The organism is Edwardsiella piscicida (genome assembly GCF_001896205.1).
GTDB lineage: Bacteria > Pseudomonadota > Gammaproteobacteria > Enterobacterales > Enterobacteriaceae > Edwardsiella > Edwardsiella piscicida.
Genome location: NZ_MPNU01000001.1, coordinates 2,806,637 through 2,809,693 on the forward strand (window position 1 = coordinate 2,806,637; position 3,057 = coordinate 2,809,693).

Sequence of the window (3,057 nt, forward strand, 5' to 3'; positions counted from 1 at the left end):
GATATCGACAGCGTGATACACGCCGATCAGCACCCGGAACGTCACCGATGCCGACGCCACAATCAGCACATAGGCCAGAGCAGCGCCCAAGCGCTTATGTTGCGAGCCATTACGACGAAACAGCAGCAGCCGCATGGCGATTACCCCGCACACAGCTGCATTGATGTGAAGCAGAAACAGATCGATCGTCACTTGCCACCCCCTTTAAAATTCAGGGGCGGCGGGTTCTTGGCTTTCGAGATGATGAACATCAGCACCCAGATAACGCAGGCGCTCGCCACCAACGCACCGATCGGCTTATCGACTACGACCTGGTCAGGGAGAAACCAATCGATAATCGATGCCGTAAACCCTGCCGCAATAACCCCCATCAGGAACGACACAAAGCCAAAAGCGATGCGCTTCCACGCGGGAAACTCCACAGCCGATAGGACAAAAACAACGGCCCCCGCAAACGCCGCAATGACTACGCCAGCGTCTGCGCCAGAAAAAATCCCGACAAACGTCACCCCAGCTAACGCCCCGGCAGCCGACCCCGTACCGGTTAGCGGATCACTCATGGATAGCTCCTTTTGTTCGCGCTCAGCGAACGCTGGGCGATAGTTGATTGCTCGCCCAGGCAAGCAGAGAGCGCGCCACTAATGGCCACTCATTGGAAAATAGATATTGGTTATCGCAACCGCTGACGAGCCATGGTTAATCTATACTTTGAAATAGATATTTAAGGTATGGCTGGTTAATCATGGTCTGGGAGGCGGCATGGATTACGAGACGAAATCAGAGTTAGACCAAATAAAAATAATGATGGTTGTCAGAGAGCAGGCCGTTAGCCTTATATTTCACAACATAGTAAAAACAATTGAGCGTATCGACCCATCAGGCCATCTGGTAAGGGAGCTCAAGAGCGACATCAACAATTCACTAACATCATTGCATCACGGTAATGATTTAAAGACATTCATTAACAGGCTAATGGATTATCCAGAAGGAACATCCTCTGGATTTCTGGTTAAAGATAAAAAAAGTTTTCTGGACTGAGCGATGACCTATCGCTTATTGACAAACCAAACCCACGATGCGCGCCCATCGGCATCGTTTTAATCGTATACCAGCACTGCTACGGACAAAAACGAAAAACCCGCTCAATGGCGGGTTAATCAAATTCGTTTCGCTTTTGCTGGCTGCCGAGCCGGCGCAGCTTCGCTAAGCGTAACTTAATTATGCAGCTTCAAAACTCGTTTTCAAGTCTTTTTTGCAAGTTTCTGCATTTTCGGCGCACAGAGCATTCATAAGCGTGAAGTAGACCGCAGAATTGAACAACTCAATACACCAACGCACCCGATCAATACACTGCTTCTCCGTTAAGAAGGGGGCGTAATGCTGCTGCATCCACCTGGCCATACTGTTCATCGTGTTGCGCCGGGTGTAGTAATCCTTACCGATCACATAAACAGGGCTAGATAACGCGAATGACTTCAGGATAACCGCCTCCATAAACTCGGCCTCATCCTCATCCACGGCCTTACCGATCAAGCTAGAGAGTGATTTTTTAGGCCATATAATGGCCTTCGCATGGTCAAACAGTGCCTGTCCGCTGTATCCCATCCTGCGCAGGTCAGACAGGACAGAGGCGATCCGCTCCTGCTGCTCTCCTGTCCACCCTGTCAAAATCACTGACCACAATCCCCCACTGCCAGAGAGGTGCTCTACACCGCTACCGCCATACATCCCACCCCAATGGTTTAAAAGCGAACGGACCCATCGGCTTTGAGCTGGTGTTAGCCGGCGATACTTCCCTAAATAAGAGCGACGCGGCGCCCCTGCTACCGTCACCCACGCGTTTTGCTTATTAGCACGCGAGGCCGATCCCTTCTGAGAATTTTTCAAAGTCATGTTCAGCGCTCTCCACACATTACGCTTTAAGGATGGCGCCAATGCCCAGCGCCCTATTGAGGAATTGCACTAGCAGCTCTATCTGGCTGCCGTGCTGCCGCTCCCAGGTACTGACGTCCCGGTGCAGCTCGTCGTGACACCGCCGGCATAGCGGGATCACAAACAGGTCATGGGTCTTGGTTCCGACACCACCCAACCCTAGACCTGAATTGATGATGTGATGCGGATCGTCAGCAGAACTACCGCACCCACTGCACTGCTGAGTCTTCACCCAGCGTGTGTACTTCTCACTCTCCCAGCGCTGCAGCTTGGGGCGCAGCATAAAGCCTGCCGCGGGCGCTTCATCAGCCGCCAGCTTGATCACCGGCTTCATTTTCTCCTGGGGGATGGAGGCTTCCGCCGCCTCTACCTTGGCAGCCAGAACTCCCTGTGCCGTTGGCCGATCCGGGATGATAGTTGACTCACTCATCACGCCGGTGATCTCCTCCGGCTCTACGCCAGTGATCCGGCGCGCAATGCCACCGGGGATCAGGTCAGTGACACCGAACTCCAAAGCCCACCAACACAGCTCCGCCCATGTCAGTTGATGCCCCTCCGGCAGCTTGAGCCCGCGGCGGGCAGCCTCAATCACCCACTCCGCGCGGTTTTTCTCGCACAGTGCTATAAACAACTTGCCATCCGTGCCGCGCATGGCGTTGTCGCAGGTCCAACACAGCCTGGCACCACCATGCTCGCCATCGGTATTGGTCAGCTGTATGTCGTGGTATCCATCGCGCACACCTTTCCACTGGCAGTAGTGGAAATTTTCCAAATATTCCGAAAAGTTCATGTACAAGCCCGCGGCCTTCTGCACGCGCTCATGTGCAAAGAATGGGCGCCAGACAGGATCCGCAGCAATCAGTTGGTCAGATACCAGTTCGCCGGCGGGGCTATCATGAAATGCCGCGGGTACATCGGCCAGCATCACGCGCTGGCCATCGGTGAAACGGCACGTCAGTTTTCCGGTTTTAAGCAGGACAACGCCTGCACTCCGCTGCGGGTATGCGGTAAACAGCATGCGCATTACGCTGTCTCCCGGATCCGAATACCACGAGCAGTACCGCGGATCAGCTCAATAGCGCCACTGCGACTCAATGCCTTAAGGTGATCTTCTGCGGCGTTGGG

At 53.8% G+C, this 3,057-nt stretch carries 5 protein-coding genes and 1 pseudogene; 1 reads left to right on the plus strand and 5 read right to left on the minus strand.

Going from position 1 to position 3,057, the window contains the following annotated elements; genetic code table 11:
* Positions 1-192 (minus strand): phage holin family protein (locus BRD58_RS12865; RefSeq protein ID WP_073381687.1); only part of this gene is annotated, 192 nt, incomplete at its 3' end.
* Positions 189-560 carry a phage holin family protein gene (locus tag BRD58_RS12870; protein ID WP_014526530.1) on the minus strand — a complete coding sequence of 124 codons (372 nt, stop codon included), beginning with the start codon at positions 558-560 and terminating at the stop codon, positions 189-191. The genes BRD58_RS12870 and BRD58_RS12865, both read right to left, overlap by 4 nt.
* 199 nt (positions 561-759) lie before the next feature.
* Here BRD58_RS12870 and BRD58_RS12875 point away from each other — a divergent pair, with 199 nt between their 5' ends.
* Positions 760-1,038: a hypothetical protein gene (locus tag BRD58_RS12875; protein ID WP_014526529.1), complete on the plus strand. Its 279-nt coding sequence runs from the start codon at positions 760-762 to the stop codon at positions 1,036-1,038.
* A 180-nt stretch (positions 1,039-1,218) separates the two neighbouring features.
* On the opposite strand, the gene BRD58_RS12880 is transcribed toward BRD58_RS12875, so the two are convergent.
* The 3 genes and pseudogenes from BRD58_RS12880 to BRD58_RS18335 all read right to left on the minus strand — a co-directional run.
* Positions 1,219-1,893, minus strand: a complete 675-nt coding sequence (locus BRD58_RS12880) for a hypothetical protein (protein WP_173790614.1) — start codon at positions 1,891-1,893, stop codon at positions 1,219-1,221.
* A gap of 19 nt (positions 1,894-1,912) precedes the next feature.
* A complete protein-coding gene (locus BRD58_RS12885; protein ID WP_073383292.1) occupies positions 1,913-2,956 on the minus strand; it encodes a DUF968 domain-containing protein in 1,044 nt (347 codons plus the stop codon).
* A 14-nt stretch (positions 2,957-2,970) separates the two neighbouring features.
* A pseudogene (locus BRD58_RS18335) lies at positions 2,971-3,057 on the minus strand (LexA family protein); the annotation flags it as partial.

What these genes read in the sequence shown, in the direction of transcription:
- BRD58_RS12870 (WP_014526530.1), bottom strand. Translation starts at nt 560, where the DNA reads ATGAGTGATCCGCTAACCGGTACGGGGTCGGCTGCCGGGGCGTTAGCT.
- BRD58_RS12880 (WP_173790614.1), bottom strand. Translation starts at nt 1,893, where the DNA reads ATGACTTTGAAAAATTCTCAGAAGGGATCGGCCTCGCGTGCTAATAAG.
- BRD58_RS12875 (WP_014526529.1), top strand. Translation starts at nt 760, where the DNA reads ATGGATTACGAGACGAAATCAGAGTTAGACCAAATAAAAATAATGATG.
- BRD58_RS12885 (WP_073383292.1), bottom strand. Translation starts at nt 2,956, where the DNA reads ATGCGCATGCTGTTTACCGCATACCCGCAGCGGAGTGCAGGCGTTGTC.